The following is a 26046-nucleotide window of genomic DNA, read 5'->3' as shown; positions in this document are numbered from 1 at the left end:
GCAGTCTCGCAACTGCATCTTTTCTAATCATTCTATCTATGTAAAGATAAGCACATATCGAGCGATAATGTCGATAATCAAACGAGATAGTCGGATGCGGGCTGAGCCCGCGGGAGTTGTCAATGGGCGCCCTTGGGCACGATGGCGAGCGCGCTGGCGATGTGAAGGCGCATAAAGGCGTCGGCGCCTCGGTTCGCCGCAAGGAGGACGCCCGCCTGCTTGCCGGGCGCGGGCGGTTCATCGGCGACATGCGATTTCCGGGCCAGCTGGAAGCGGCTTTCCTGCGCTCCTCGCTGGCCCATGCGCGGATCAAGGCAATACATATTCCGGCGCATCTGCACGGGCGCGCCTTCGTCCATGCCGACATGGCGGGAGTGAAGGACATTCTGGCGAAGACCGGCCTGCCGAGCTTTCGCGTCTCCGCCCAGCCTTCGCTGGCGAGCGGCAAGGTGCGTTTTGTCGGCGAGCCGGTGGTGATGGTGCTGGCGGAAACCCGGGCGCTCGCCGAGGATCTCTGCGAGGAGATCGAGGTCGAGTACGAAGAGCTTCCCGCCAATGTCGACATGCTGCGCTCGGCTAAGGAAGGCGCCGCGCTGATCCATGAGGACTGGCCGGAAAACGTGTTCCTGGTCTCCGCGACCGAGAAAAACTTCGACGACAGCGTGAAGAACGCACCCATTCAGGTGACCCGCGAGGTGCGGACCAGCCGGCAATGCATGGCGCCGCTGGAGGGCAAGGGCTGCATCGCCCTGTTCGATCGCACCGTCGAGCAACTCACCCTGTGGACCTCGACCCAGATGCCGCACATCGTCCGCTCGGGCCTTGCGGAGTGCCTGGGGCTCGACACCCGCAAGATCCGTGTGGTGGCGCCCGATGTCGGCGGCGGCTTCGGCTGGAAGGGCCTGCTTCAGCCCGAGGAAGTCTGCTGCGCCTGGGCATCGCTGAAGCTGGATCGCCCGGTGAAATGGCTGGAGGACCGGCGCGAGCATCTGGTCGCTGCCGCCAATTGCCGGGAGCATCATTATGTGATGACCGCTTATGCGGACGAAGACGGCCGCCTGCTCGGGCTGGAGGCGCAGGCGCATGTCGATGCCGGCGCCTATTCGGTCTACCCGTTCTCCGCCTGCCTCGAGGGTGCGCAGGTGGTGTCCAACCTGCCGGGTCCCTACAACCTGCCGGCCTATCGCTGCCGCACCTATTCCGTCTGCTCCAACAAGCCGCCCATCGTGCCCTATCGCGGCGTCGCCCGCACCGGCGTCTGCACGGCGATGGAACTGATGATCGACGCGGTGGCGCGCGCCGCCGAGCTGGAGCCCTATGAGGTGCGCCAGCGCAATCTGGTGCGCCCGGATCAGATGCCGTTCACCTCGATCACCGGCAAGGATTTCGACATGGGCGACTATCCCGAGAGCCTGCGACGGGCTTTCGCGATGGTCGACCATGAGAATGTGCGGGCCCGCCAGAAGGCCGGAGAATCGGACGGCCGGCGCATCGGCCTTGGCTATGCCGTCTATTGCGAGCAGGGCGCACACGGCACCTCGGTCTATCACGGTTGGGGCATTCCGATGGTGCCGGGCATTGAGTCCTGCGGCGCCCGGCTGACCCCGGACGGCACGCTGGAAGTCCGGATCGGCAGCCAGAGCCATGGCCAGTCGATGGAGACGACGCTGGCGCAGGTCGCCTGCGAGGTGCTGGGCATCGACCCGGAACTGGTGAACGTGGTCCATGGCGACACCGCCATGACGCCCTATTCCACCGGCACCTGGGGCTCGCGATCGGCTGTTATGGCCGGCGGCGCGGTGGCGAGTGCCTGCGAGCGGCTCGCCGGGCGGATCGCCCGGATCGGCGCGCATCTGCTGCAGGCGCCGCTGGAGGCCGTATCGGTGCGTGACGCACAGGTGGTCGGCCCGCAGGGCTCGGTGAGCTTCAAGGAGGTTGCGGCGACCTGGTATCTCGCGCCGCAGAACCTTCCCGCCGACATCGACCCGGACGGGCTGGACCTCGTCGCCGGCTATCGGCCGACCGTCGACACCGGCACCTTCTCCTATGCCGCCCATGCCTGCGTGGTGGCGGTGGCGCCGGAAACCGGGGAGGTGGAGATCCTCGACTACGTCATCGTCGAGGATGGCGGCGTACTGCTCAACCCGATGGTCGTGGACGGCCAGATCTATGGCGGCACGGCGCAGGGCATCGGCACCGCTCTTTATGAAGAGATGGCCTATGACGAGCACGGGCAGCCACTGGCCTCGACCCTGGCCGATTATCTCCTGCCCGGCGCCGGCGAGATGCCGGATGTACGCATCGCCCATATGGAGACGCCCTCGCCCAATACGCGCTTCGGCCAGAAGGGCATAGGCGAGGGTGGCGCCATTGCCCCGCCGGCGGCGATCGGCAACGCCATCAACGACGCGCTGGCCGGGCTCGGCGTCGAGATGACGGTTTCGCCAATGACGCCGCGTCGGGTGCGCGAGGCGGTCGAGGCGGCGCGACAGAAGTCATCTGCGCAAAGGCTTGCGTCGTGAAGGCCGCGCGTTTCGACTATTTGCGACTGGACGATCTCGCCGGCGCCACTGCCGCGCTGGCGGAGGGCCGCGCCCGGCCAATGTCCGGCGGGCAGAGCCTCGGCCCAATGCTAAATTTGCGCCTCGCCCGGCCGGAATGCGTAGTCGACATTTCCCGCCTGCCTGACCTGCGGCGCGTCGAGGCGCGGCCGGGCGGCATCCTCTATGGTGCCGCGCTTACCCATGCCGAGTTCGAGGACGGCGCGGTGCCGGACCCGACGCCGGGCTTTCTTGCCCGTGTGGCGCGCGGCATCGCCTATCGCGCCGTGCGTAATCGCGGTACGATCGGCGGCAGCCTTGCCCATGCCGACCCCGCCGCCGACTGGCCGACGGCGCTGGCGGCGCTCGGCGCCCGTGTGCATCTGGTCGGGCCCGCCGGGACGCGGGAATTGGCTGTCGAAGCGTTCATCCTCGGCGCCTTCGAGACGGCATTGGCGCCTGGCGAGATCATAACCGGGGTTGTTGTGCCGCGCCGCTCGGCGCAGGCGCGCTTCGGTTATCGCAAGTCCTGCCGCAAGGTCGGAGAGTTCGCCGAAGCGATGTGTGCCGTGCTGGTCGACCGGCAAAGCAAGGTTCACCGCCTCGCCATCGGTGCCACGGAGGCACGGCAACTGGTGATCGCCGAGGCCGGCGCTGCCATCGATTCCCCCGAGATCATCGACGACATCCTGCGCGCGGCCGGCCTTGCCGCCGATCCAGCCGCGTTCCGCCTCCGCCGCGAGGTCGTCCGGCAAGCCATTGCCGCGCTGGCAACCGAAGGTCAGCCGGCATGAAGCCGATCCGTCTTTCCGTCAACGGCCGCGACATTGAGGCAGAGGTCGAGCCGCGCCAGCACCTTGCTGATTTCGTGCGCGAGGAACTGCTGCTCACCGGCACGCATCTGGGCTGCGAGCACGGCGTGTGCGGGGCCTGCACCGTGCTGATCGACGGCGCGCCGGCGCGTGCCTGCATCGCCTTTCCCGTCGCGCTCGACGGTGCCGTCATCACCACGGTGGAAGGGCTGGCGGACGATCCCGTTACGGCGCGCCTGCGCGAGGCCTTCATGGGGGAGCACGGGCTGCAGTGCGGCTTCTGCACGCCCGGCATGCTCATCATGGCGCGGGATATCGTGCTGCGGCTGCCCGGCGCGGATGATGCCGTGATCCGCCACGAATTGGCGGGCAATCTGTGTCGCTGCACCGGCTATATCGGCATTCTCCGCGCCATCCGGGCGGTGGCTGCCGAGCGCGGTGCGGCCGGCGAAGCGCCCGTGGTGACGCGCGGCGGGGCGGTCGCTCCCCCGCTCCACGTCTCGCCGCTAACCCTGCCGGTGACACCGACGCGGCTTTCAACCTCGGGGGATGAGCGCCCCGGCCGAGGCGAGGACGTGCCGGCCGCCAGCGCCGCCTTCGTGCCGGAGAAGCTGTGCAACCCGGTGGAGTTGGTGCAGGAGTTCGAGGTGCCGGCGCTGCGGGCAAAGGTCTGGGCGCTGTTCCAGGACCCGGGGCGGGTGATCGGCTGCCTGCCGGGCGCGCGGCTGACCGCACCCAGCGACGGACACTCGGTGAATGCCGAGATGGCGGTCAAGCTCGGGCCGATCCAGGCCGCCTTCGGCGGCACAGGGGTGATCGCCGCTGATCCGGCGAACTGGACCGGGACGATCGAAGGCGGTGGTGTCGATCGGCGCAGCGCGACGCGGGTTCAGGCGCGGCTGGTCTATGGCCTCGACGAATTGCCGGGGGCGACAGCGACCCGCGTCCGGGTGGAGGTCGCCTATGTGCTGCAGGGCCCGCTCGCCCAGATGAGCCGTGGAGCGCTCGCCCGCGAGCTGGCCGAGCGCCTGACAGCGGCGTTCGCGACCAACCTTGCCGGCCTGCTGCGGGGCGATGCCGTCCCAGCGCAGCCTGCCCCGCTTGATGCCGGGTCGCTGCTGTTCTCGCTGGTGAAGGACTGGCTCAGGCGCCTGTTTCGGCGGGCCTGAAGGCAGGAGGGCCGACTCGCCTATCGATATTCAGCCCAGCAGGTCGATGTCGAGCTGCACGCAATCGCCGCGATAGACGATATCGGCGACATAGATCACCACATCGTTCTCATCGGTGATGACCAGATGGGCCTCCACGGTGGGAAAGCCGATCCCGGTGGCGAGCAGGTTCGCCACGCGGGGCTCCACCGTCCCGACGATGAAGGACTGCCGGGCGCGCTTCACCTTCAGCCCCTCCAGCGAGGCCACCACGGCGATGGTGGGTTCTCGGTCGAACCGGGCAGGGGCGAGCTCATACAGCGCGGCGTCGAAATGCACCCGGGCGAAGGAATAAGGCTGGCCGCGCCGGGACTGCACGCTTTCCAGGTAGCGGTAGCGCGCCGCCGGGGTGCCGTCTTCCGGCCGGATCGTCGGCGGGGCGGGAGGCGTCGCCACGGGGAGGAAGCGCGGAATATTGGCGCCGATTGTCCCGGCAAGCGAGTGCCATTTCAGGTCGAGCTTGAGCCAGCGCTTGTCCTCGACCGAGGCGGAGACGAAGGTGCCCTTGCCCTGGATCCGGCGCACCAGCCCCTCGCCCTGCAGCACTTCCACCGCCTGGCGCACGGTGACGCGCGCCACCTGAAACTCGGCTTCGAGTTCCTGCAGCGTCGAGATCTTCTCGTTGGGGCCCCATACGCCGTCCTCGATGCGGCGGCGAATGACGCCGGCGATCTGCAGATAGCGCGGCACGGGGCTGCGGCGGTAATCGGGATTAACCGTCGCGGCGGGAGAATCCTTGAGCATGGGCGTATCGGTCCGATCGTGCCGCCTCGGGCGGCGGCCTGTCGTCAGGGCAGAATCGGTGACGTCGTTCTATCTTCGGTATCATGTAATCCTATTCGCCGGGCGGGTTAGCTGCTTTCCAACGCCGTGACAACGCCCGAGATCAGATTCGCCTGGTAGAGCGCCGCCTCGTCGATGCGAGCGCCCTCGCGTACCGACGCCAGCGAGGCGATCAGCCGGACGATTTCCGCTTGCCGCGCGCGGCGGGCCTCTTCGCCCTCGGCAACCGTGACCGCCCGGAAGCGAATGAGAGCCCCCGGCATGAGCCCGCCGGCGAGGGGCAGATCGGCGGAAATGACGGTGGCAATCTTGGCATAGCCGCCAATGGTCTGATGGTCGGCGAGCAGCAGGATGGGAAGGCCCGAGCCGGGCACCTGGATCGCGCCGGTGGCGATGCCGTCGGAGACGATATCGGCGCCGTGCCGGAACACGAGTGGCGGGCCTTCCAGCCGCATCCCCATGCGGTCCGCCTCGCGCGAGATGCGATAGGGCGTGGCGAAAAAGGCGGCCACCGCCTCGTCGGTAAAGGCATCGGCCTGCGGGCCGGGCACGGCGCGTAACGTGACCTCGCCGGAGGCGCGCGGCGGAGAGGCGAGTTCGAGGCAGGGGCCCTGCGCCTCCCCCTTGCCAAGGTGCAGCCTGTCGCCGGCGGCCAGCGCGCGGCCTTCGTGTCCGCCAAAGCGGCCCTTCAGGTCGGTGGCGCGCGAGCCCAGCACGGGCGGCACGTCGACGCCGCCGGCGAAGGCCAGTACCGCGCAGCCGGAGCCCGCAAGCGCACCCACCCGCACCCGAGCGCCCTCGGGCACATCGATGGCGCGCCAGGCGCTGTAGCGCCGCGTCTCGTCCCCGAGCGTGACCTCGATGCCCGCCAGCGCTCCTGCCAGCGCCAGCCGCGCCGGTCCGCCGATGACCTCGAAGGACGGGCCGGCAAGGCGGATCTCCAGTCCCGCCTGTGCCGGCTCATTGCCGACCAGCGCATTGGCAAGCCGCAGCGCGGTTGCGTCCAGTGCGCCGCAGACCGGCACGCCATAGGCCTGGAAACCGTAGCGTCCGAGATCCTGCACGGTCGTTTGCGGGCCGGGTTGGAGAACCCTGAGGCTTGCGCTCATGCCGGCCCCTCCTCCTTGGCGACGCTATAGCGGCCCTGACCGACAGCCTCGGCGATTGCGGCATGCGCGTCCGCATCCACCGGCACAAACCGCACTCCATCACCCGGCGCGAACAGGGTGGGCGGCGACTGTGCCGGATCGAAGAAGCGCAGCGGCGTATGGCCGATGAGGTGCCAGCCCCCCGGCGATTCAACGGGGTAGATCCCGCTCATACGCTGGGCGATGGCCACCGAGCCCGGCGGCACCCGCACGCGCGGGCTGGTCCGGCGTGGCAGGTCGAGCGCTTCTGGCAGGTCGCCGAGATAGGCGAATCCCGGCAGGAAGCCCTGCACATAGACCCGGTAAAGCGTTCCGGCATGGAGGGCGATCACCTCCGCTTTGCCAAGGCCGGTGGCAGCCGCGACCTCTGCGAGGTCCGGCCCCGCCTCGCCGCCATAGAGCACCGGAATCCGCCAGATGCGCGATGGGGCCTGTCGGGGATCGTCCTCCAATTCCAGAGGGCCGATGAAGGCTTGCAGCGCCTGCGCGCTGGTGCGGAGCGGATCGTAATGTACCAGCAACGAGCGGAAGCTCGGCACCGTTTCCACCAGCCCCTCCGGCAGCGCCTCGGCCAGCAGGGCGGCGGTGCGGTGCACCAGCGCGTTGATCGCTGGATCAATGCGGTCGCCGAACTCCACAGTGAAGGCCGTGTCGCCCACCGGTAGAAAACGTGCCCGAGCGTCGATCCGCTTGGCCGTCATCGCCTCTCCGCCCGCCATCGCTGCCTCCGCCGCCACCCCGCGCATTGCCGCTGTCCGGCAATCATACTAATGTTAGTATGTTTCGACTTGAAATGCATGATTATATAATGTGTTAATGTCAACAGGACCTAGAGTGTCGGGAGGCTTGTCGTGGCGATGCGCATGAATATCAACGCCGATATGGGCGAAGGCTACGGCCATTACGACATCGGCAATGACGACGCGATCCTGAAGATCGTCAAGAGCGTCAATGTCGCCTGCGGCCAGCATGCCGGCGACGCCACTGTCATGCGCGACGTATGCCTCAAGGCCAAGGCGAACGGCGTGTCCGTCGGCGCCCATCCTGGCTTCAACGACATCTGGGGCTTCGGCCGGCGGCAGATCCGCATGAATGCCGACGATCTCGAATATCTCGTCGCCTATCAGCTCGGCGCGCTCGCCGGCATGGCGGCCTATGCCGGGGTGAGGGTGACGCATGTGAAGCCGCATGGCGCGCTCAACAACATGTGCGCCGTCGACAAGGAATATGCGCGCGCCATCGCCCGCGCCATCAAGGTGGTCGATCCCTCGCTCTATTACCTCGCTTTGTCGGGCACCGAGATGGAGAAGGCGGCGATCGATCTCGGCGTGCCGCTGTCGCGTGAAGCCTTCATCGACCGGCTCTACGAGGATGACGGCAATCTGCGCTCGCGGGTTCATGCGGATTCGATGATCCGCGACCCCAAAGTCGCCTCGGAGCGGGTGGTTCGCATGGTGCTGGATGGCGAGATCATTTCGGTGAACGGCAAGAAGATGCCGACGAAATTCGATTCGCTCTGCGTGCATGGCGACGAGCCGAGCGCCATCGCGGTGGCGTCCGCCTGCTGCGAGGCGTTGCGCGCGGCTGGGGTCGAGCTCGTTACCCTGCCCGAGATGATGGCAGGCTGAGCCGGTGGTCGGCGCGCGGGGAGGGGCGATCATGCGTGCGGACGGGCGCCTCGACGAGGAGGCCGCCCTCGCGCTGTCGGACGACACCGATCTCGCCGGGCTGATGGCGCGGGCGGCGCGGCTGCGCGATGCCGGCTTCGGCGGCACCGTCACCGTCTCGCGCAAGGTGTTCATCCCGCTCACCCAGCTCTGCCGGGATGTCTGCCACTACTGCACCTTCGCCCACCCGCCGCGTAAGGGACAGCCCGCCTTCCTGACCCCCGACGAGGTGCTGGAGATCGCCCGCGCCGGCGCGCGGATGGGCTGTGACGAGGCGCTGTTCACGCTCGGCGACAAGCCGGAGCGGCGCTATGGCGTGGCGCGGGAAGAACTGGCGGCGCTCGGCCATGCCAGCACGCTCTCCTATCTGCGCGCCATGGCGGCGCTGGTGCTGGAGGAGACCGGGCTGCTGCCCCACCTCAATGCCGGGGTGATGGACGAGGCGGAACTCGCCAGCCTGCGCGACGTGTCGGCCTCCCAGGGAATGATGATCGAGACCACCGCCGAGCGGCTCTCCGCCCGAGGCGGGCCGCATTTCGGCTCGCCGGACAAGCTGCCGGCCGCCCGCCTCGCCACGCTGGAAGCGGCGGGGCGGGCGCGCGTGCCCTTCACCACCGGCCTGCTCATCGGCATCGGCGAGACCCGCCGCGAACGGATCGAGGCGCTGCTCGCTATCCGCGCGTCGCATGAGCGGCACGGCCATGTGCAGGAAGTCATCATCCAGAATTTCCGCGCCAAGCCCGGCACCCGCATGGCAAGCGCGCCTGAGCCCTCGCTGGAGGAGCATCTGTGGACCGTCGCCGTGGCCCGGCTCATGCTCGGCCCCGGCGTCTCGATCCAGGCCCCGCCCAATCTCCAGCCGGAGGGGCTGAAGGCGCTGATCGACGCCGGCGTCAATGATTGGGGCGGTGTGTCGCCGGTGACGCCCGATCATGTGAACCCGGAGGCGCCCTGGCCGGCGCTGGCGATGCTGGGCGCCGCGACGGCGCGCGCGGGCAAGGTGCTCGCGCCCCGCCTCGCGACCTATCCCGCCTATATCGCCGCGCGGGCGACATGGCTCGACGCTCGCGTCGCCCCTCATGTGCTGCGCCGTGCCGACGCGGCCGGCCTCGCCCAGGAAAGCGGCTGGCGGGTCGGGACGGCGGGCAATGGCGCAGAAGTGGTCGACTGGCCAGCCGCACCGGCGCTGGCCGGGCCGGACAGCGCGCTCGATGCCCTGCTCGACCGTGCCTTCGCCGGGCGCGAACTGGCTGAGGCGGAGATCGCCGGCCTGTTCGAGGCACGCGGGGAGCGGGCGCACCGCGTCTTCGAGGCCGCCGATGCGCTGCGCCGCGAGACGGTGGGCGACACGGTCTCTTATGTCGTTACCCGCAACATCAACTACACCAATGTCTGCGCCTACAAATGCGGCTTCTGCGCCTTCTCCAAGGGGCGTCAGAACCAGCATCTGCGCGGCCGGGCCTATGAGCTCGACCTTGCCGAAATCCAGCGCCGCACGCAGGAGGCCTGGGCGCGCGGCGCCACCGAAGTGTGCATGCAGGGCGGCATCCACCCGGATTTCTCCGGCGAGACCTATCTCGCCATCCTGCGGGCGGTGAAGGAAGCCGTGCCGGCGATGCATGTGCACGCCTTCTCGGCGCTGGAAGTGCGCCACGGCGCGGCGACGCTTGGCCTGCCCGTGCCGGAATTCCTGCTGCGGCTGAAGGAGGCCGGGCTGGGCAGCCTTCCCGGCACCGCGGCGGAAATTCTCGACGACGAGGTCCGCGCGCTGATCTGCCCGGACAAGCTGACCACGCAGGAATGGCTGGAGACGGTGCGCGACGCCCATCGCGCCGGGCTCAACACCACCTCGACCATCATGTTCGGCCATGTCGACGGCTATCGGCACTGGGCGCGCCATCTGCTGCGGCTGCGCCATCTGCAGCGAGAGACCGGCGGCATCACCGAATTCGTGCCGCTGCCCTTCCTGCACATGGAGGCACCTCTCTACCTCAAGGGTGGCACCCGCCAGGGGCCAAGCCGGCGCGAGGCGCTGCTGATGCATGCGGTGGGGCGGCTGGCACTGCATCCGCTGATCCCGAACATCCAGGCCTCCTGGGTGAAGCTGGGTGCGGGCGGCCTTGTCGAGGCGCTGCAGGCGGGCGCCAACGACATTGGCGGCACGCTGATGGATGAATCGATCAGCCGCGCTGCCGGTGGCGCGCATGGGCAGGAGTTTCCGCCTGACCGGATGGAAGCCGCGATCAGCGCCGCCGGCCGGCTGGCCCGCCAGCGCACCACGCTCTACGCCGATGCTTCCTCGCGGCAGAAGCAGCGCTCCTACGCCGCCGAGCCGCTGAGCCCACGGATCGAGCCGGCGACCGGGAAGCGGGCGAAGCTGGGGAGCCTGGCGGCGTTGCGGGGGTAGGCGGCCCCCGAGGCCGTGGGCGGGATCAGTAAGGGATAAAGGGCCCGCCCCACGGACCGTAGTCGAAGGCCATCTGCTGGTTCATCATCGCGGTTATCTGCTGCTCACTGGCGAGCTGCTGCTGGAACACCATCTGCTGATAGGCCGCGAAATTGTCTTGCGTGCCGTAATAGATGCAGCCGCACACCGTCGGGTCGGCATAGAGAAACACCGGCTGGCCGTTCTGGTTCTGAACGGTGAACTTATGCGGCGGCAGGCTCTGCAGCGAGGCGATCTTTGCCGGTGTATCGGCGAGGCGAATCTGGAAGCCGGCGGCGGAGAGCATGTTCTCCTTCTGCTGGGTTGCCGTCACGCAGGCGGCAGTCGTGACGCCGATGAGCGTCAGTGCCGCGATCGCAGACATCTTCACGGTAGCGTCTCCTGAACGGTTAGCAATTCCCGGATGGCGCACCGTATCAGGAGGGGAAAGCGAGTCGAGCGGCGCCTCGATTCGTCGTAAACGCCTGCGTCCGGCCTGCGGATTCGCCCCTCACTTCCGCAGCAGCGGCAGCACCTCATGGGCGAGCAGATCGACCTGCTCCTTCTCATAGCGCCACGGCACGAAGACGATCTTCTTCACCCCGGTGGCGATATGGGCGGCGATCTGCTCGGCGCATTCGGCCGGGGTGCCGACGATGGCACTGTCGAAGCTGGACAGCGAGCCCTTGGACAGGTCCCATTCGGCGTGCAGCCATTCCTGCATCTTCGCCATGCCGACCTCGCGCGGGCCGACATAGATCGGAAGCTGGTTGAGGCTGTAGAGATCAGCCGGGTCGCGGCCGGCCTCTTGCGCATAGGCGGCGATCTTGCCCCACGCTTCGGTGTAGGAGGCGGGGGTGTAGAAATAGGTCAGCCAGCCGTCGCCCCTCGTGGCGGCGCGCTTGAGCACCACATCGACATAGCCACCGATGAGGATGGGCGGATGCGGCTTCTGCACGGGCTTGGGGAACATCACCGCGTTGCGCAGGTTCAGCTCGTCCCATTCGCCGCTGACGGAATCCTCGGTCCACAGCCGCTTCAGAATGTCGAGGTTGCGGTCCATGATCTTGCCGCGACGCTCATAGGGAATGCCGACGGCGTCGAATTCGCGCTTGTACCAGCCCACCGCCGCGCCGAGCATCAGGCGACCATTCGAGATCAGGTCGATGGTGGAAAGCTGCTTGGCCAGGATGACCGGGTTGCGCAGGGGTAGCACCAGCACGCCGGTGCCGATCTTGATCGTCTTGGTGCGCGCGGCCACGGCGGTGAGCAGGGAGAGCGAATCGAGAATGGGGAAATGCGGATCGGTGCCGAGCAGGATGTGGTCCCAGACCCAGAGCGACTCGAAGCCGAGTTCCTCCATCCGCACGCCATAATCGATCAGCGCCCCCGCATCGGGAAGCTCCGGGAAGCGGGTGAAATTGCGCATCGCCACGCCGAAGGCCGGAACGGTCATGGGGAGATACCTTTGTTACCTCTCCCCGTGGGGGAGAGGTCGCCGCGCGGCGGCGGGTGAGGGGGTGGGCGATTGCGGAGTAAAGGAAGACCCCTCACCCCAAATCTCTCCCGGTCGGGGAGAGGAGGCAGAAAGCATCAGGCGGTGTAGAGCCGTTCGGGATCGAGCTCGCGCAGGATGGCGAGTTCGTCCATGGTCGGGGCTTGCGTGACCTCCACATCGTCCGGCACCGGCAGATCGAAGCCGGTATTGGCTTTGATGTCGTCCGCCGAGACGCCAGGGTGGAGCGCCAGCACCGTCATGGCGCGGCTTTCCGCCTCGAAGCCGAGAATGCCGAGATCGGTCACCACGCGGAACATGCCGCCGGCGGGCAGGCCGGCCTGGGCCCGCGTGTCGCCGCCGTCGAGAAAGCCGGGTGAGGTGATGAAATCCACCTTCTCCACGAAGCGGCGCTTCTCATGCTTCATGGCGACGATCATGTCCGCCAGCGAGGCAATGTCGTTGCCCCCGCCAGTGCCGGGCAGGCGGATCTTCGGATTCTCGGCATCGCCGATGAAGGAGGAATTCAGATTGCCGAAACGGTCGATCTGTGCCCCGCCCATGAAGCCGACATCGACATAGCCGCGCTGCAAGAGCAGCAGCACTTCGGTGATCGACACCAGCATGTTGGCGCGGCGCGAGCAGCGCTGCTCATTGGTGGAGGGCGGCAGCTTGCCCGCCTCCACGAACGGCCCGATCACCCCGCCCTCGAACAGGATGGTGAGGCCCGGCGCATGGGTCTTCTGGGCTAGGATGGCCGCGAGCAGCGGAATGCCGACACCGGCGAAGACGGTCTGCCCGTCCTTCAGCAGCCGCGCGCTCATCACCGCGAGCAACTCGGACCCGGTATAAACCGGGGCGACGGAGAGGCTGACCCGTGCGCGTTCAGTCGTCATAGATGCCACTCCCGCGGCGCTGGGCATCGAGCAGTTCCGCCATGCCGATGCGACTGAGATAGTCGGCCCAGTTCTTCGGCCCGTGATAGAAGCGGTCGAGATAGGCCTGTGCCCCCGCGTCCGGATCCTTCGAGGTCATCTGCGCGTAAAGGTCCATGTGGCTGTAGAACGGCTCGTAGAGGCCGTAGCATTCATGCGGCGCACTGCCGAACGGCACCTCGACCACGGCATCCACTGTGAAGAAGCCGATCTTGGTCTGGTCCGGATGTCGCCGGATCTGTTCGTTGGAAACGATCCGCTCGGTGGTGAGGATCACCTTGTTGGCGGCCATCGCCATGTCGATGTCCATGAAGGTAAGGCCGTCGATCCGGGCGTTGCCATAGGCGTCGCAGCGCTGGACATGGATGATCGCCACTTCCGGGTTCAGCGCCGGCACCAGCAGCAGCGTCTCGCCGGTGAAGGGGCATTCCATCGTCTTTGCGCCCTCGGCGCGGTCCAGCACGCCGGAACCGAGCATGGAGCGCATCGGCATGAAGGGCACGCCCATGGCCCCGGCGCGGTAACGCAGGCCCATCGCCATGTGGCTCCATTCCTCGAAGCGGGCGCGTTTGGTCTCGGTATAGGCGCGCATCACCTTGGACACGCCCCACACGATGCCCTGGCTGAACCAGGAGGTGATGATGTGGCGCGAGACGCCCGAGGCGTAGAGCAGGTCGCCCTCGGTGGAGACGATGGAACGCGAGACTTCGAGGTCGCGCCTGCCGGCCCGGATCAGCGCCCAGATCATCGCCATTGGCGTGCGCGAAGCGGTGCAGCCGCCTATGGCGAGGCTGTCGCCATCCGCCACCAGTGCCGCCGCCTCTTCCAGCGACATCACCTTGTCGCGGAGGCTGCGGTCGCGTGCGCGGGTCTTGCTGCGCAGGTCGAGATAGGAGGGGATCGTCACATGTCGCTCCTAAGTCGCCTGCGCATTGCCGATGTCGCGGTTCATGCGCACGATCAGCTCGTCGAAGATGTCGAGATGGGCATGCAGCCCACGCCAGAAGCTCTGGTGCCGGCGCCGTTCGAAATCCTCGACGCTGATGCCCTGCTGCTCGACCCAGGTGTAGTAGCCGAGGTTGAACACGCGCTGGCGGTCGCGGTGGTCGAGTTCGAGCACATGGTCGGCGCCCGCGCCAAGCAGATGCTGGCCGAAAGCCTCCCCGGCGCTTATCTGGTCGAAGCTGCCGCCCTTGCGCGCGAGGTGCTGGGCGCGCTCGCTAGCATAGAGTGCGGCGCCGTCGGTGGCGATAGTGAGGATGACATCGTCGGCGCCGAGGTCGAGCCGGCGCGCGGTCTTGATGGCGGCCAGCACATTGCCGATGCCCGAAAGCCCGAGCGAGGCCAGCCCGTCCAGCATCGCCGCGTCCGCGCCGCGCCGCTCCGTGAGATAGGCGCGCCCGGCCGGGGTGCCGAACAACAAAGCGAGATCATCCGAGGCGGCATCTGAGACGCCGGCGACAATGTCGGTATTGGTGACGTTGTGGATGAGCGGGACGTGCTTGTCGCCGATGCCCTGGATGTTGTGCTCGCCGAAGCCGTTATAGAGCAGGGTCGGGCACTCCACCGGCTCCATGGCGACGATGCGGGCGCCATATGTCTCCTTGAGGTGGTCGCCCGCCCCCAGCGTGCCGGCCGAGCCGGTACCGGCGACGAAGGCCGCCAGCCGCAGCCCCGGCGCACCCGCGCTCAACGCTTCGAATAGTGCCCCGGCGGCCGCGCCGGTGACGGCGTAATGGGCGAGGTAGTTCGGAAATTCCGAGAACTGGTTGAGGATGAAATTGCTCTCGTCCTTCGCCATCACCGCGCAGGCGTCGTAGATTTCCTTGACGTTCGATTCCGTGCCCGGCGTGCGCACGATATCGGCGGGGTCTGTGACCCACTTCTCCAGCCAGTTGAAACGTTCTGCGCTCATCCCGCCCGGCAGCACTGCAACGCCGTGGCAACCGAGAATGCGCGAGATGGCGACGCCGCCCCGGCAGTAATTGCCGGTGGAAGGCCACACGGCGCGGTGATGGGTGGGGTCGAACGTGCCGGTGACGAGGCGCGGCGCGAGGCAGGCATAGGCCGCCAGCACCTTGTGCGCCTGGATCATTGGAAAATGCCGGCCGAGCATCACCACAATCCGCGCCGGCACGCCGGTGATCGAACTCGGCAGCTCGATATGCGCCGGCACGGCGCGGCCGGCGAGCGTTGCCGCCTCGTTGAACCAGTGCAAGCCAAACAGGTTTCGCGCGTCCGGGGCGTGCCTGTCGGCCGCCTCGGCCATGGCGCGCGCGCCAGCCGGCATTGTCGCCGGCGCCGCCAGCTCGGAAAAGCGGGGCAACACAATGCCGCGCGCGCGCAGATGCGCGACGGTGCGCTGATAGGTCGAGGCGTCGGCGACGGCGGAGGGCAGATCGAACGGGTTCATACGTGTCCTGCGAGGCGGCGAGCGATGGTCGGCGACGCGACGAAATCAGATGATACTAATGATAGAACCATTGATGCAAATTATTCTTATATCGCCGGGATTAAATCGACAGGTAAGCCTCGCTGACGGTCGGGTCCCGTGCCAGTTCCGCCGAGACTCCGGAGCGGGTGACGCGGCCACTCTCGACGATATAGGCCCGGTGCGAGAGCTCGAAAGCGGTCATCACGTCCTGCTCCACGAGGAGGATCGTCTGGCCGGCCCGGTTCAGCGCGATCAGCGCCTCGCTCAAATGCTCCACCATGCGGGGCGAAAGCCCGAGCGAGAGTTCGTCGATCATCAAGAGGCGCGGGCGCGACATGATTCCGCGCCCCACCGCGCACATTTGCTGCTCGCCGCCCGAGAGTGTGGTGGCGTCCTGGCGCTGGCGATCGCGTAGGATCGGGAACAGGTCGAACACCCAGTCGAGGTCGCGGGCGATCTCCTGCCGGTCGGTGCGCAGATAGGCGCCGAGCATCAGATTGTCGCGTACGGTGAGGCCCCGAAACAGGCGGCGGCCTTCCGGGACATGGGCAAGGCCGCCCCTGAGCACCACATCGGGCCTGGCACCTTCGATGGAGGCGCCGTTGAAGCGGATCGTGCCCGCGTGCGGGGCAAGCTGGCCGGAGATGGTGCGCAGCAGCGTGGTCTTGCCGGCGCCGTTGGAGCCGACCAGGGCGACGATCTCGCCGGAATGGACCACGAGGTCCATGCCCCACAGCACCCGGATCTGGCCATAGCCGGAGGTCACGCCATCCAGCGCCAGCAGTGGCTCAGCCATGGTTGAGCTCCTTGAGGCGCGCGGCGAATTTGGCGCCGAGATAGGCTTCGATGACGCGCTCGTCGGCGACGATCTCCGCGCTCGGCCCGTCGGCGATGAGCTGGCCGTGATGCAGCACCAGCAGTCGCTTCGACAGCGAGAGCACGACCTTCATCAGGTGCTCGATGATGAGCACGGTGACGCCGCGCTCGGCGATCTTGCGGATGAGGGCCAGCGCCCCGTCGATCTCGGACGAGTTCAGCCCGGCATTGACCTCGTCGAGCATCAGCACGCGCGGGTTCATGGCGAGGCTCTTGGCCAGCTCTAGCCGCTTGCGTGCCGCCAAGGCGAGATTGGCGGCGGGCCGGTCCGCCAGGCCGTCGAGGCCGACAAATTCGAGGCTTTGCATCGCCATGTCGCGCGCATCCCCCAGCGAGCCGGCCCCGGCACCGAACAGCGCGCCGGCGGTGACATTCTCCAGCACCGTCATGGCCGGGAAGGGCTGGACGATCTGGAAGGTGCGGGCCAGCCCGCGCCGGGCGGCCTGATAGGGCTTCTGCAGCCCGACATCCTCGCTCTTGAACAGGATGCGGCCGGAGGAGCGGCGCAGGTTTCCGGTGACGACATTGACCAGCGTGGTCTTGCCCGCCCCGTTCGGCCCGATGAGGCCGACGACCTCGCCTTCGCTCAGCGAAAACGACACGTCGGAGAGGGCGGCGAGCCCGCCAAACTGCTTGGACACGCCGTCGAGGCGCAGAATCGGCTCGATCATTGGCCGCCCCCCACCTTGGCCGCCCGCAGCCGTCGCATGCCGAGGCTCAGCAGCCCGCCCGGCAGGAAGAAGATCAGCAGCACGATGACGACGCCGAGGATGGCGCGGTTCCAGTCTAGGAAGTTCGCCCAGAACAGCTCTTCCAGCAGCACGAAGGCGGCCGCACCCAGCGTGGGGCCGAGAATGGTGCCGGCGCCGCCAAGCAGTGCCATGACGACGACCTTCACCGTCATCACGATCTGGAAAGAATCGGTCGGGTCGATATAGCCGGTCCATGAGGCATAGGCGGCGCCCGCGGTGGCGCAGAACATGGCGGAGAGCGTGTAGGCGGCGATCTTGTAGGCGGTGGTGTTGATGCCGACCATGGCGGCGGCATCCTCGTTCTGGTGGATGCAGCGCAGCCCGAAGCCGAGCCGCGAACGGTCGACAATTATTGTGGCGACGAGACTGGCGAGGAGAATGCCCAGCATCACGAACAGGAAGAAGCGCATCAGCTCCTCCGGCGGCCAGGCCATCAGCGGCAGGTTCAGCCCGTCGCCGCCGCCGGTGAGGCTCGACCAGGAGGAAACCACCAGGCGGCACAGCTCCACCACGGCGATGGAGCCGATGGCGAAATAGTGCCCGCGCAGCCGCAGAATGATACCGCCGAGCAGCGCGGCGAAGGCGGCGACCACCACGGTGGCGATCGCCCAGGCGAGGCCCATGGGGATGCCGTGGCGCTGACAGATCGCCCCGACATAGGCGCCGAGGCCGAAGAAGGCGGCGGTGGAGAAGGAGGGGTAGCCGGTGAAGCCGCCGATGAAGTTCCACGAGGTGGCCAGCGCGCCATACATCGCGACGATGGCAGCGGTGCGGACCACGTAATTATCGGCATAGAGCGGCGTGGTGGCGAGGACCAGCAGGCCGGCGATCATGGCCGCGTAAAGCGGAAAGCCGGATTTCATTCGTACCCCCTGACGCCGACGAGGCCGGTTGGCCGGGTGAGCAGCAGCACCAGCATCAGCACGAAGCCGGCGGTGATCGCCTGCTGCGGCCCGAACCAGTGGCCGGCGAAACTCTCCACCAGCCCCAGCACCAGCCCGCCGACCAGCGCACCCGGCACCGAGCCGAGCCCGCCCACCACGCAGACGACGAAGGCCTTGCCGAGCCAGATGCCGGTGACGTTGGTGGTGATGGGAAACACGGTGGCGAAGACCACTCCGGCCACGCCCGCCATCAGCGCGCCAATGCCGAAGGTGATGGCGTAGATGCGGTCGGTGCGGATGCCCATCAGCTCGGCGGCGGAACGGTCCATCCGCACCGCGACGATCGCCCGGCCGATGGAGGAGCCGCGCATCACCGCATAGAGCAACAGCGTCATCGCCAAGGCGAGGCCGGTGCCGACGAGCCGGTCCACCGGCAGCACGATGGAGCCCAGATGCACCGCGCCGAGATCGAGCGTGATCCGGCGCGGGGTCGCGGTGAACCAGTAGGTCATCGCGTTGTAGAGGATCATGTCGAGGCCGAAGGTCAGCGTCAGCGTGGTGAGAACGGGGGCGCTCACCACGCGGTTGATCACCAGCTTCTGCAGCGCGAAGCCGAGCGCGAACATCAGCGCCGCGACGAGGGGGAGCATCACCACGGGATGGATGCCGTAGAGATGCCAGGCGAAGAAGGTGAGATAGCCACCAAGGATGATGAACGAGCCGTGGAGCATGTTGATGACGTTCAACACGCCCCAGACCAGCGAGAACCCGACCGCCAGGCAGGCATAAAGCGCGCCGAGCATCAGGCCGTTGGAGAGGATTTGCAGGTAGATCGCCATGTCACTCTTAACCGCTGTCGCCCTGTCGCTGGTCCGACGCCGCTGCCTGTGGGACGCCCGCACGACTGGAGAGGACGCGCGCCGGAGGGGCCGGCGCGCGCTCGGAAGGCGCCCCGGTCAGGGCATGGCGATCATGTCGGCGTTCTTGATCGCGGCGGGAGCGAGCACCTTGATGGCCTGGTCCTGCACCTGGATGATCGGCAGTTCGCGCGAGAGGTTCATGCCGTTGGGGCCGAACTTGATCGGGCCGTAGAAGGTCTGGATGTCGGTCGCGGCGATGGCGTCGCGCACCTTGGCCTTGTCGAGCGAGCCGGCGCGGGCGAGCGCGTCGACGATGACCTCGCCCGCCGCCGCGCAGGAGCCGTGCACATAGTCCGGGTCGCCCTTGGTGCGGGCCTTGAAATCCTCATAGAAGGCGGCGGTGGTCGGCCACATGCCCTGGCCCTCATAGCTGGTGAGGTGATGCCACCAGCTCGACGAGGAGATGCCATTGGCCAGCGGGCCGAGGCCGTCGGTGAACTCCTTGTAGGAAGGGCCTGTCACCATGGTGACGATCGGCGCGGTGACGCCGAGATCCTGCATCTGCTTGCGGGCGAGGATCAGGTCCTGAGTGTAGCCGGTGATGTAGATCCAGTCCGGTTTGGCGGCCTTGATCGAGGAGAGCGCGGCCGCGTGGTCCATGGTGCCGACCGGATAGAGTTCCTTGTAGGCGATGGTCAGCCCGCCGGCCTCGGCCGCCTTGGCGATGCCTTCGGCCATGGATTTTGGGAACACGTCGTCGCGGCCGAGCACGGCGATCGACTTGGTTTTCGGGAACTTCTCCTTGAAGAACTTCACCATGGCGGTGGTCATGCCGCCATTGGGAGAAAGCGTGCCGAACAGATATTTCAGCGTCTGGTCATAGACGCTCTCGGAGGAGGCGACACAGGCGATGGTCGGCACCTGGTAACGCTCGCCGACACCAGCGACGATCTTGGTGTGGCCCGAGCCGAAGGGCGAGAACAGGAACTGCACCTTGTCGTCATTGATCAGCTTCTCGGCGAGCTGGGAGGCCCGCTGTCCTTCCGACTGGTAGTCATATTCGATCAGCTCGACCTTGAGCTTCTTGTCGCCCACCTGGATGCCGCCGGCGGCGTTGATCTTCTCAACCCACATCTTCCAGACGACGTCCTGCTTGTGGCCTTCGTCGGCCAGGCCGCCAGTGAGGGCGAGCGGGGCGCCGATTTTGATCGTCTCCTGCGCCAAAGCGGGGGACGTCAGCGCGGCGGCAAGCAGGCCGGTGGCGACGCCGCCTGCCAGCAGGCCGGCGCGTGCGGAACGAAGGATACCCTGTGCGAACATGCGATTTTTTCCTGTGCTGGAAATGCCAAAGGGTCGCTGCGGCCCCTGCCCGGCGGGGCCTTCGTGTCGCGCGCCTCCGACGACGGGCGGGTCAGCGCCGGTGCCGGATGGTCTGGTGTGCTATGTAACCATACCAATCAGGGGGATTTGCTCAATATTTAACGGTGTTGATGGCTGCGTTAATTTTGGGCAGCCGGCGGTGAACAAGGTGGCATTCGCGCCCTTCGTCCCGCTCCGGCCGGCAACGCCCTTGCCATGCGGGGCACATCGGCGGGTGGGGAAACCGTTTGGCATGGGCGTTGCTAGCTCTGCCAGGACGCTGCGTGCCCGGCGTCCCCATCGCCGCCCGCGGTCAGGCGGGGCGAGGCGAATGAGCGTGATTTTCACACCCGGCGTTTTCAACGCCGGCGCGTGGCTTTTGAGGCAGGTGGCACATGGAACTGACCGGCGCGCAGCGCATCGAGGCTCCCCGCGAGGCGGTGTGGCAGGCTCTCAACGATCCTGACATCCTTCGCCAGTGCATTCCCGGCTGCCAGGAGCTGGTGCAGGCCTCTGCCACCGCCTTCACCGCGCGGGTCACGCTCAAGATCGGGCCGGTGAAGGCCAGCTTTTCCGGTGCGGTGACACTGTCCGACTTCGATCCGCCCCACCGCTACCGCATCACGGGCGAGGGGCAGGGCGGCGTCGCCGGCTTTGCCAAGGGGGGCGCCGATGTCTGGCTGGAGCCGGAGGCGGACGGTGCCACGCTCCTGAACTACTCGGCCCAGGCCATGGTCGGCGGTAAGATCGCCCAGCTGGGCGCCCGGCTGATCGACAGCACCTCCCGCAAGCTGGCGGGCGAATTCTTCAGTGCCTTCGCGGAGATCGTCGCCCCGCCGCCGATCCCCGCACCGGCCCTGCCGAGCGAGGCCGCGCCGTGATCACGCCCCGAGCCGCACCCCCCTCCGGAACGCGGGAGTAGTGCGATGCAGCCCAGCCCGCTCGACGACACCATGCTGGCGGCCCCCCCGCCACGCCTCCTTTCGCTGACCGTGAACGGCACCGCCGTTTCCGTCACGGTGGATGTGCGGATGCTGCTGGTGCAGCTGCTGCGCGACGAATTGCGGCTCACCGGCACGCATGTCGGCTGCGACACCAGCCAATGCGGCGCCTGCACCGTGCATGTCGATGGCGTGGCGGTCAAAGCCTGCGCCGTGCTCGTTGTGCAGGTGGAAGGATGCGACGTGCGGACGATCGAGGGGGTGGCCACGGGGGAGACGCTGCACCCGATGCAGGAGGCCTTTCGCGAGCATCATGGGTTGCAATGCGGCTTCTGCACGCCGGGGATGATCCTCGCCGCCATGGACATGGTGCGTCGCCACGGTCCCGTTCTGGACGAGGCGACCGTGCGGGCCGAGCTGGAGGGGAATATCTGCCGCTGCACTGGCTACCACAACATCGTCAAGGCCATCATTGCCGGCGCGCGCGCCATGGGTGGGCCTGCCGGTGGGCAGGAATAGGAGAGCGTCATGTTCGCCTTCACATATCACCGCCCGGACACCCTCGCGGAGGCTGTCGCCCTGCTGCAGGCGCGGGAGGAGGCCAAGCCGCTCGCTGGTGGCCAGACGCTGATCGCCACGCTGAAGCAGCGGCTGGCCGCCCCGAGCGATCTGGTCGACCTCGGCGCCCTGCCGGCCCTGCGCGCCATTGCACGCGAGGACGGCCGGCTGGTCCTCGGCGCCATGGCCCGCCATGCCGACGTCGAAGCCTCGCCGCTGGTGCGCGAGAGCCTGCCGGCGCTGGCGGCGCTCGCCGGGCTGATCGGCGATCCCGCTGTGCGCAATCGCGGCACGCTGGGCGGCGCGATCGCCAATAACGACCCGTCCGCCGACTATCCCGCCGCGTGCCTCGCGCTTGACGCCACCATCGTTACCGATCGGCGGGAAATCCCGGCTGCCGATTTTTTCACCGGCCTGTTCGAGACCGCGCTGGAGCCGGACGAGATCGTGGTCAAGGTTTTGTTCCCGCTGGGCGGGGAGGGGGCCTATGAGAAATTCCGCAACCCCGCCTCGCGTTATGCCATGGCGGGCGTCTTCATCTGGCGGGGCGAAGCGTTGAGCGGCGAAAGCCCAGTGCGGGTCGCTGTCACCGGGGCCGGGCAGGGCGGCGTCTTTCGCTGGAGCGAGGCGGAGGCTGCGCTTGCCGCTCACTTCTCGCCCACGGCGCTGGCGGGTCTCGTCCTGTCGGCGGACGAGATGATCGAGGACATCCATGGCAGCGGCGCCTATCGCGCCCACCTCGCCGGCGCGATGGCCCGTCGCGCCGTGGCGCGACTGATGACAGCTGGCGCCTGATCAGAACCGCCGCTTTGTACACCGGTGCCGGTTGCGCGGGCCGCCGCCGACCTATCAGAATGGCAGCGGGTTGCCGTGACGGTCGAAGAAGCCGCCGCTGTCGGCCGGGCCCAGCTTCGTCAGGCCGGCCAGCAGGTCGCGCGCCGCTTCGGCGGGGGAAAGCGGCTCCAGCCCCACCTTGGCGAAGGGGCGGGACAGCGGCGTCGACACCGTGCCCGGGTGCACGGCGACACACACAGCCGCGCCATGGGTGCGCTTCAGCTCGATCGCGGCGCACCGCACCAGCTGGTTGAGCGCGGCCTTCGAGGCGCGGTAGCTGTACCAGCCGCCCAGCCGGTTATCCCCGATGCTGCCGACCTTGGCCGACAGTGTCGCGAAGACGGCGGGCGCGGCGCGCGGCAGGAGGGGCAGGAAGTGCTTCATCAGCAGCGCCGGCCCGATGGCGTTGATGGCGAAGGCGCGTGCCATCGCCGCCGGGTCGATCGCCCGCAGCGCCTTCTCCGGCTGCAACGTCGCATCGGACAGCAGCCCGGTGGCGTCCAGCACCAGATGCGGCGTTCCCCTTCCCGCCACATGGCGGGCCGCCTGCGCCACGGTTTCCTCCTCGAGCAGGTCAAGCCGGGGGGCGGACCGGCGCGACAGGCCGATCACCTCGTCGAAGCCGCCGCTTTCCGAAAGCGCCTCATGCAGCGCCGCCCCTATGCCGCCGCTCGACCCGATAATGACGGCGAGCCTCACCGGCGCGTCTCCTCAAAGCGCCGTGCGAAGCTCTGCAGCCGCGGCCGCAGCCGAAGAAACCCCCGATAAGCCTGCTCCAGCAGCGCAAGGACATGACGGTTGCGCGCCGCAAGACCCAGCGGGCGGAGCAGCGGAATTTGCCGCCACATCGCGGCGAAGGCCGCCGCGCCGGTCAGCAGGCATCCGTCCTCGGTGGCGTGCAGGCGCGCCAGCATGGCGCCGCGGTCGACCGGGCAGGCGTCCGCCAATTCGAGATCGACAAAGGCGATCCGCCCGCGATGGTCGAGGCGCTGCATCAGGGCGATCTCGCGCCGGCACAGCGGGCATTGCGAATCGTACCAGACCGTTACCGCGCTCATGGCAGGTCTTTTTTGAGACGCTCGGCGAGGTCGAGCGCGGCCAGGCACACCTCTTCGATCCGGCTCGTGCCGGCCCAGTCGCCCGTAGCGGCCAAGGTGCCGTCCGGTGAGATCCACGGACCGGGCCTGTCGCCTTGCTCGACCAGCGCCGAGCGCCAGCGGTGCGCCTTCGCCAGGGCTGGAGCCGGAAGGTCAAAGGGCAGCGCCGCTGTCAGCGCGTGCAGCAGCGTCGGTGCCAGCAGTTCCGCCGGCGTGTCGCAATGCAGGCGAGACCACCGACTGCGGGTCTGAACGACGAGGCTGGTGGTTTCCGTGGCCCGCCCGGGCTTGGAGCTGTCGACGGTGATCCAGCGAAGCGGCCCGTCCATCACCCGCGCGGCGATCCAGCCCTGGTACCAGGGCTTGTCGAGCGCCACCATCAGGGCGTGGCGGGGCTTCATCCTGACGTCTGGAAAGGCCTCGCCGCCCGCCACCGCGCCGAACAGGGCTCGGCTCTGCTCCGCCGGCGCGGTCGAGATCACGAGATCGAACGTACCCAGTGCCTCGCCGCTCCCGCTTGCGAGAGGGTGAGGTCCCGCCCCGGCCGCGAGCGGCGCAACATCAATGCCGACCTGCAGCTTGACGGATCCGGCAAGATGGGCCGCGAGGGCGTTCATGCCGGGCACGCCGACGAGGAGGCGTTCGACGCGATGACGGATGCCCGCAACGCGGCCGCCCTGCAGATTGCTGACCGCTCCCGGCCACTCGGCCACCACGCCTGCCGCCAGCAGGGGCGCGAGCCAGGCCATGAAGGCCGGCGTGCGCGCGGTGAAGCAGGGGGCGCCGTGATCGAACCGATAGGCCCCCTCGCGTCGGGTGGCGGTGCGCCCGCCAGGGCCGCGCGCCTTCTCGAACACGGTGATCTCCGCCCGCCCCTTCAGCGCGTGGGCGAGCGTCAGTCCGGAGAGGCCGGCACCAATGATGGCGATGCGTTTCATGCGGTAAGCCCGATCCACACACAGGCGCTCACCACCACCGCGCTGATGGCGACACGCAGCTTCCAGAACCAATCGGGCCACAGCCCGCGAACGCGCAGATGCTGGTCGACGCCGAGCAGCGCTACGAAAATAGCGGCGAGAATGAGGAAGCCGGGCTGCGGCGCCAGCAGCGCCGCCAGCCAGGCGAGCAGCGCGGCGACGTTGCTGAGCACGAAGAGCCGGACAGCCAGGGTTTGGGGCGCAAACAGCGCCGCCGCCCAGTGCATGCCGCAGACGAAGGAGGCGATCAGCGCCCCATAGATCTGCACCGTGCCCACCCGGCCGGCGCCGAGGACAGCTGCATCGGCGATGGCAGCAAGGAATGGCAGCGTTCCAGCCGAGGCGAGCAGCCAAGCGGTGACACGGACATTGGGCGCACGGGGGGAAGAAGCAGGAGCCGACCTCATGCCGCTTTTACGGCGCGCCCTGCGGACCGGATCAGGATGCCGCAGGCACGGCGCACTCAGCGATAGACCAGGCCCGCCAGCGCCGCATAGAGCGGGATGCCGAACACCACATTCAGCGGAAAAGTGACGGCAAGGGAGGCCGCCAGCGCGTAGGCGGCATTGGCCTGCGGCAGGGCGAGCCGGACCGCTGCCGGCGCCGCGATGTAGGAAGCGCTGGCCGCTAGCGTCGCCAGCACGATCGCTCCGCCTTCCGACAGGCCGGCGGCAACCCCGGCCAGAAGTCCCAGCGCGCCATTGACCAGCGGCGCGGCGATTGCGAAGGCCAGCAGCCGGCCGCCCGCCTTCCAAGCCTCGTCCGCCTTCTCTGCCGCGACGATGCCAAGTTCGAGCAGGAACAGGCAGAGGAAGCCGAGGAACAGGTCGCCGAAGAAGGGCTGCACCGGGGCCATGCCGGTCTTGCCGATCACCCCGCCAATGGCGAGCCCGCCGACCAGCAGCACGAAACTCTTGGAGGAGATCACCTCGCGCAGGGCGGCACCCAGCGAGGGCTGGGCGCTGTCCGCCGCGTTGGTGCCCGCGTGGCCCTGTGCCCGATCCCTGACCATGCGGGCCAGCAGCAGCGCGACAACGATCGCCGGGGCTTCCATCAGCGCCAATATGGCGGTCATGAAGCCTTCATGGGGAGTGCCAGCGCGTTCGAGATAGCTGATCACGGCGATGAAGGTGACGGCGGAGACCGAGCCGTAGTGCGCGGCGAGCGAGGCGGCGTCCGCCACGCCGAAGCCGGCGAGCCGGCGCAGCGCCACGAAGCACCAGAGCGGGATGAAAAGGCCGAGTGCCAGCGCCGCGCCCGCCGGCGCCGCGAAGTCCGCCCAGCGCGTTTCCGCCAGCTCCGCCCCGCCCTTCAGCCCGATGGCGAGGAGGAGATAGATCGACACCGCCTCGAACACCGGCGCCGGCACGCGCAGATTGCTGCGCAGGGCGCAGGCGAGCGCCCCCAGGCCGAAACAAAGGACAGGTGGCGAGAGCAGGGCGGCACTGGCGAGCGACATGG

26 protein-coding genes are annotated in these 26046 nt (G+C 67.9%); 8 read left to right on the top strand and 18 right to left on the bottom strand.

Annotated features, from left to right (window positions below):
• Nucleotides 1-122 precede the first annotated feature (122 nt).
• From J2S76_RS09800 to J2S76_RS09790, 3 genes are read left to right on the top strand one after another with little or no spacing between them, the layout of a single operon-like run.
• On the top strand, nt 123-2522 hold the full coding sequence (locus J2S76_RS09800) for a xanthine dehydrogenase family protein molybdopterin-binding subunit (RefSeq protein WP_307059929.1): 2400 nt from the start codon (nt 123-125) through the stop codon (nt 2520-2522).
• Nucleotides 2519-3334: an FAD binding domain-containing protein gene (locus tag J2S76_RS09795; RefSeq protein WP_307059927.1), complete on the top strand. Its 816-nt coding sequence runs from the start codon at nt 2519-2521 to the stop codon at nt 3332-3334. Before J2S76_RS09800 ends, J2S76_RS09795 begins: the two co-directional genes overlap by 4 nt.
• A complete protein-coding gene (locus J2S76_RS09790) occupies nt 3331-4521 on the top strand; it encodes a xanthine dehydrogenase family Fe-S subunit (RefSeq protein WP_307059925.1) in 1191 nt (396 codons plus the stop codon). Before J2S76_RS09795 ends, J2S76_RS09790 begins: the two co-directional genes overlap by 4 nt.
• A 30-nt stretch (nt 4522-4551) precedes the next feature.
• On the opposite strand, the gene J2S76_RS09785 is transcribed toward J2S76_RS09790, so the two are convergent.
• From J2S76_RS09785 to pxpB, 3 genes are all read right to left on the bottom strand, one after another.
• Nucleotides 4552-5304 (bottom strand): GntR family transcriptional regulator, encoded by a 753-nt coding sequence (locus J2S76_RS09785; protein WP_018389522.1) that lies wholly within the window; start codon nt 5302-5304, stop codon nt 4552-4554.
• 107 nt (nt 5305-5411) lie between these two features.
• Nucleotides 5412-6452, bottom strand: a complete 1041-nt coding sequence (locus J2S76_RS09780; RefSeq protein WP_307059922.1) for a 5-oxoprolinase subunit C family protein — start codon at nt 6450-6452, stop codon at nt 5412-5414.
• Nucleotides 6449-7210: a 5-oxoprolinase subunit PxpB gene (pxpB, locus tag J2S76_RS09775; protein WP_307059920.1), complete on the bottom strand. Its 762-nt coding sequence runs from the start codon at nt 7208-7210 to the stop codon at nt 6449-6451. Before pxpB ends, J2S76_RS09780 begins: the two co-directional genes overlap by 4 nt.
• Before the next feature lie 138 nt (nt 7211-7348).
• Here pxpB and J2S76_RS09770 point away from each other — a divergent pair, with 138 nt between their 5' ends.
• Both J2S76_RS09770 and cofH read left to right on the top strand, forming a co-directional pair.
• Nucleotides 7349-8119: a LamB/YcsF family protein gene (locus J2S76_RS09770; protein WP_307060217.1), complete on the top strand. Its 771-nt coding sequence runs from the start codon at nt 7349-7351 to the stop codon at nt 8117-8119.
• A 31-nt stretch (nt 8120-8150) separates the two neighbouring features.
• Nucleotides 8151-10565, top strand: coding sequence for a 5-amino-6-(D-ribitylamino)uracil--L-tyrosine 4-hydroxyphenyl transferase CofH (gene cofH, locus J2S76_RS09765; RefSeq protein ID WP_307059918.1), 2415 nt, complete (start codon nt 8151-8153; stop codon nt 10563-10565).
• Between the two features lie 25 nt (nt 10566-10590).
• Here cofH and J2S76_RS09760 read toward each other — a convergent pair whose 3' ends face one another.
• The 10 genes from J2S76_RS09760 to J2S76_RS09715 form a co-directional block, all read right to left on the bottom strand.
• Nucleotides 10591-10968 (bottom strand): hypothetical protein, encoded by a 378-nt coding sequence (locus tag J2S76_RS09760; RefSeq protein ID WP_307060214.1) that lies wholly within the window; start codon nt 10966-10968, stop codon nt 10591-10593.
• A gap of 126 nt (nt 10969-11094) precedes the next feature.
• A complete protein-coding gene (locus J2S76_RS09755; RefSeq protein ID WP_307059916.1) occupies nt 11095-12039 on the bottom strand; it encodes an LLM class flavin-dependent oxidoreductase in 945 nt (314 codons plus the stop codon).
• 137 nt (nt 12040-12176) lie between these two features.
• Nucleotides 12177-12974, bottom strand: coding sequence for a CoA-transferase subunit beta (locus tag J2S76_RS09750; protein WP_307059914.1), 798 nt, complete (start codon nt 12972-12974; stop codon nt 12177-12179).
• Nucleotides 12964-13920, bottom strand: coding sequence for a CoA transferase subunit A (locus J2S76_RS09745; RefSeq protein WP_307059912.1), 957 nt, complete (start codon nt 13918-13920; stop codon nt 12964-12966). Before J2S76_RS09745 ends, J2S76_RS09750 begins: the two co-directional genes overlap by 11 nt.
• A gap of 9 nt (nt 13921-13929) precedes the next feature.
• Nucleotides 13930-15426 (bottom strand): pyridoxal-phosphate dependent enzyme, encoded by a 1497-nt coding sequence (locus J2S76_RS09740; protein WP_307059910.1) that lies wholly within the window; start codon nt 15424-15426, stop codon nt 13930-13932.
• A 100-nt stretch (nt 15427-15526) separates the two neighbouring features.
• Complete coding sequence (locus J2S76_RS09735) at nt 15527-16243, bottom strand: ABC transporter ATP-binding protein (protein ID WP_307059908.1); 717 nt, start codon at nt 16241-16243, stop codon at nt 15527-15529.
• Nucleotides 16236-16994, bottom strand: a complete 759-nt coding sequence (locus J2S76_RS09730) for an ABC transporter ATP-binding protein (protein WP_307059906.1) — start codon at nt 16992-16994, stop codon at nt 16236-16238. Before J2S76_RS09730 ends, J2S76_RS09735 begins: the two co-directional genes overlap by 8 nt.
• Entirely contained in the window at nt 16991-17938 is a 948-nt protein-coding gene (locus J2S76_RS09725; RefSeq protein ID WP_307059903.1) for a branched-chain amino acid ABC transporter permease, read from the bottom strand. Before J2S76_RS09725 ends, J2S76_RS09730 begins: the two co-directional genes overlap by 4 nt.
• The gene (locus J2S76_RS09720) at nt 17935-18798 is read right to left on the bottom strand and encodes a branched-chain amino acid ABC transporter permease (protein WP_307059901.1); all 864 of its coding nucleotides are present in this window, start codon (nt 18796-18798) and stop codon (nt 17935-17937) included. Before J2S76_RS09720 ends, J2S76_RS09725 begins: the two co-directional genes overlap by 4 nt.
• Before the next feature lie 117 nt (nt 18799-18915).
• The gene (locus J2S76_RS09715; RefSeq protein ID WP_307059899.1) at nt 18916-20139 is read right to left on the bottom strand and encodes an amino acid ABC transporter substrate-binding protein; all 1224 of its coding nucleotides are present in this window, start codon (nt 20137-20139) and stop codon (nt 18916-18918) included.
• A 434-nt stretch (nt 20140-20573) separates the two neighbouring features.
• On the opposite strand from J2S76_RS09715, the gene J2S76_RS09710 reads away from it, so the two are divergent.
• The 3 genes from J2S76_RS09710 to J2S76_RS09700 are packed head-to-tail and all read left to right on the top strand — an operon-like array spanning nt 20574 to nt 22472.
• Complete coding sequence (locus J2S76_RS09710) at nt 20574-21059, top strand: SRPBCC family protein (protein WP_307059898.1); 486 nt, start codon at nt 20574-20576, stop codon at nt 21057-21059.
• A gap of 45 nt (nt 21060-21104) precedes the next feature.
• Complete coding sequence (locus J2S76_RS09705; protein WP_307059896.1) at nt 21105-21638, top strand: (2Fe-2S)-binding protein; 534 nt, start codon at nt 21105-21107, stop codon at nt 21636-21638.
• Nucleotides 21639-21647: 9 nt separating this feature from the next.
• On the top strand, nt 21648-22472 hold the full coding sequence (locus J2S76_RS09700) for an FAD binding domain-containing protein (RefSeq protein ID WP_307059894.1): 825 nt from the start codon (nt 21648-21650) through the stop codon (nt 22470-22472).
• A gap of 54 nt (nt 22473-22526) precedes the next feature.
• Here J2S76_RS09700 and J2S76_RS09695 read toward each other — a convergent pair whose 3' ends face one another.
• Genes J2S76_RS09695 through J2S76_RS09675 form a run of 5 tightly spaced genes read right to left on the bottom strand, consistent with a single transcriptional unit; the run spans nt 22527 to nt 26044 of the window.
• Complete coding sequence (locus J2S76_RS09695; RefSeq protein WP_307059892.1) at nt 22527-23210, bottom strand: SDR family NAD(P)-dependent oxidoreductase; 684 nt, start codon at nt 23208-23210, stop codon at nt 22527-22529.
• A complete protein-coding gene (locus J2S76_RS09690) occupies nt 23207-23569 on the bottom strand; it encodes a thiol-disulfide oxidoreductase DCC family protein (protein ID WP_307059889.1) in 363 nt (120 codons plus the stop codon). Before J2S76_RS09690 ends, J2S76_RS09695 begins: the two co-directional genes overlap by 4 nt.
• The gene (locus J2S76_RS09685) at nt 23566-24546 is read right to left on the bottom strand and encodes an NAD(P)/FAD-dependent oxidoreductase (protein WP_307059888.1); all 981 of its coding nucleotides are present in this window, start codon (nt 24544-24546) and stop codon (nt 23566-23568) included. The genes J2S76_RS09690 and J2S76_RS09685 overlap by 4 nt, the downstream gene beginning before the upstream one ends.
• Nucleotides 24543-24992, bottom strand: a complete 450-nt coding sequence (locus J2S76_RS09680) for a DUF3429 domain-containing protein (protein WP_307059886.1) — start codon at nt 24990-24992, stop codon at nt 24543-24545. The genes J2S76_RS09685 and J2S76_RS09680 overlap by 4 nt, the downstream gene beginning before the upstream one ends.
• Before the next feature lie 56 nt (nt 24993-25048).
• Nucleotides 25049-26044 (bottom strand): sodium-dependent bicarbonate transport family permease, encoded by a 996-nt coding sequence (locus J2S76_RS09675; RefSeq protein WP_307059884.1) that lies wholly within the window; start codon nt 26042-26044, stop codon nt 25049-25051.
• Between the last annotated feature and the right edge of the window lie 2 nt (nt 26045-26046).

The organism is Ancylobacter vacuolatus, from assembly GCF_030813595.1.
Classification (GTDB): Bacteria; Pseudomonadota; Alphaproteobacteria; order Rhizobiales; family Xanthobacteraceae; genus Ancylobacter; species Ancylobacter vacuolatus.
Note: the sequence above shows the minus strand (reverse complement) of the source record. Positions and strands in the feature narration are given on the sequence as shown.

Bases quoted from the DNA above. Each gene is read 5' to 3' on its own strand.
- J2S76_RS09725 (WP_307059903.1), bottom strand. From the start codon at position 17,938: ATGAAATCCGGCTTTCCGCTTTACGCGGCCATGATCGCCGGCCTGCTG.
- J2S76_RS09760 (WP_307060214.1), bottom strand. From the start codon at position 10,968: ATGTCTGCGATCGCGGCACTGACGCTCATCGGCGTCACGACTGCCGCC.
- J2S76_RS09720 (WP_307059901.1), bottom strand. From the start codon at position 18,798: ATGGCGATCTACCTGCAAATCCTCTCCAACGGCCTGATGCTCGGCGCG.
- J2S76_RS09750 (WP_307059914.1), bottom strand. From the start codon at position 12,974: ATGACGACTGAACGCGCACGGGTCAGCCTCTCCGTCGCCCCGGTTTAT.
- J2S76_RS09715 (WP_307059899.1), bottom strand. From the start codon at position 20,139: ATGTTCGCACAGGGTATCCTTCGTTCCGCACGCGCCGGCCTGCTGGCA.
- J2S76_RS09800 (WP_307059929.1), top strand. From the start codon at position 123: ATGGGCGCCCTTGGGCACGATGGCGAGCGCGCTGGCGATGTGAAGGCG.
- J2S76_RS09740 (WP_307059910.1), bottom strand. From the start codon at position 15,426: ATGAACCCGTTCGATCTGCCCTCCGCCGTCGCCGACGCCTCGACCTAT.
- J2S76_RS09730 (WP_307059906.1), bottom strand. From the start codon at position 16,994: ATGATCGAGCCGATTCTGCGCCTCGACGGCGTGTCCAAGCAGTTTGGC.
- J2S76_RS09675 (WP_307059884.1), bottom strand. From the start codon at position 26,044: ATGTCGCTCGCCAGTGCCGCCCTGCTCTCGCCACCTGTCCTTTGTTTC.
- J2S76_RS09690 (WP_307059889.1), bottom strand. From the start codon at position 23,569: ATGAGCGCGGTAACGGTCTGGTACGATTCGCAATGCCCGCTGTGCCGG.
- cofH (WP_307059918.1), top strand. From the start codon at position 8,151: ATGCGTGCGGACGGGCGCCTCGACGAGGAGGCCGCCCTCGCGCTGTCG.
- J2S76_RS09700 (WP_307059894.1), top strand. From the start codon at position 21,648: ATGTTCGCCTTCACATATCACCGCCCGGACACCCTCGCGGAGGCTGTC.
- J2S76_RS09685 (WP_307059888.1), bottom strand. From the start codon at position 24,546: ATGAAACGCATCGCCATCATTGGTGCCGGCCTCTCCGGACTGACGCTC.
- J2S76_RS09710 (WP_307059898.1), top strand. From the start codon at position 20,574: ATGGAACTGACCGGCGCGCAGCGCATCGAGGCTCCCCGCGAGGCGGTG.
- J2S76_RS09755 (WP_307059916.1), bottom strand. From the start codon at position 12,039: ATGACCGTTCCGGCCTTCGGCGTGGCGATGCGCAATTTCACCCGCTTC.
- J2S76_RS09735 (WP_307059908.1), bottom strand. From the start codon at position 16,243: ATGGCTGAGCCACTGCTGGCGCTGGATGGCGTGACCTCCGGCTATGGC.
- J2S76_RS09780 (WP_307059922.1), bottom strand. From the start codon at position 6,452: ATGAGCGCAAGCCTCAGGGTTCTCCAACCCGGCCCGCAAACGACCGTG.
- J2S76_RS09770 (WP_307060217.1), top strand. From the start codon at position 7,349: ATGCGCATGAATATCAACGCCGATATGGGCGAAGGCTACGGCCATTAC.
- pxpB (WP_307059920.1), bottom strand. From the start codon at position 7,210: ATGGCGGGCGGAGAGGCGATGACGGCCAAGCGGATCGACGCTCGGGCA.
- J2S76_RS09790 (WP_307059925.1), top strand. From the start codon at position 3,331: ATGAAGCCGATCCGTCTTTCCGTCAACGGCCGCGACATTGAGGCAGAG.
- J2S76_RS09680 (WP_307059886.1), bottom strand. From the start codon at position 24,992: ATGAGGTCGGCTCCTGCTTCTTCCCCCCGTGCGCCCAATGTCCGTGTC.
- J2S76_RS09785 (WP_018389522.1), bottom strand. From the start codon at position 5,304: ATGCTCAAGGATTCTCCCGCCGCGACGGTTAATCCCGATTACCGCCGC.
- J2S76_RS09705 (WP_307059896.1), top strand. From the start codon at position 21,105: ATGCAGCCCAGCCCGCTCGACGACACCATGCTGGCGGCCCCCCCGCCA.